General features: G+C 51.6%; 1 pseudogene. It reads left to right on the top strand.

Features of this window, described 5'->3' with window-relative positions:
* Window positions 1-79 precede the first annotated feature (79 nt).
* Window positions 80-995: pseudogene (locus tag HHI26_RS25345) on the top strand (IS3 family transposase); the annotation flags it as partial.

Here is a 995-nt window from a genome sequence, read left to right as displayed (position 1 = left end):
TGTAAGTATCCCGGCAAAACGGCCCATTCACTTTTAGAGATCTTCCGACATACTGATTATGTCACCTGTGGAGATAGCTATGCGTAAGATCCGATTCACTGAACACCAGATTATCGCCGTTCTGAAGTCCGTCGAAGCCGGACGAACCGTCAAAGATGTCTGCCGTGAGGCCGCGATATCTGAAGCCAGCTATTACAACTGGAAGGCCAAGTATGGCGGGATGGAAGCGGCCGATATTAAAAAGATCAAAGATCTGGAAGACGAGAACCGGCGGCTCAAACAGATGTTTGCCGATCTCAGTCTGGAATGCCGGGCGTTGAAAGATGTTATCGAAAAAAAGCTTTAAAACCAGCGATAAAGCGTGAACTCGTCCGCTATCTGACGGCGCATTTTGCCATGAGTTTACGCCAGGCCTGCAGGACGTTATCGCTGAGCAGGACGGTATATTTTTATCAGCCTGATACCCGGCGTGATGAACCGGTGATCCAGGCGCTGACTGAACTGGCAGAACGCTATCCGCGCTACGGTTTTAAGAAGCTTTTTCAGGTGCTTCGCAGGCACGGTAATGCCTGGAACCATAAACGCGTTCACCGGATTTACTGCCTGCTGAAACTGAATTTTCGTCGTAAGGGTAAACAACGTCTGCCGGTGCGCAACCCGACCCCGCTGGCAACACCGCAAGCGTTAAACCAGAGCTGGTCGATTGATTTTATGCACGATGCACTCGTCTGCGGCAGACGCTTTCGAACCTTCAACGTGGTGGATGATTTTAACCGTGAGGTGCTGGCGATAGAAATCGACCTGAATATTCCAGCTCAGCGTGTCGTCCGGGTACTGGACAGGATAGTAGCAAACCGCGGATATCCTCTGAAGATGCGGATGGATAACGGGCCAGAACTGGTCTCACTGGCACTGGCGCAGTGGGCGGAAGAACACGGGGTGATGCTGGACTTTATCAAACCGGGTAAGCCGACCCAGAATGCCTTTATCGAACG

The sequence above is a fragment of the Erwinia sp. JH02 genome (assembly GCF_013074405.1).
GTDB lineage: Bacteria > Pseudomonadota > Gammaproteobacteria > Enterobacterales > Enterobacteriaceae > Erwinia > Erwinia rhapontici.
The sequence above is the reverse complement of the archived record's forward strand: the minus strand, read 5'-3'. Positions and strand labels throughout refer to the sequence as shown.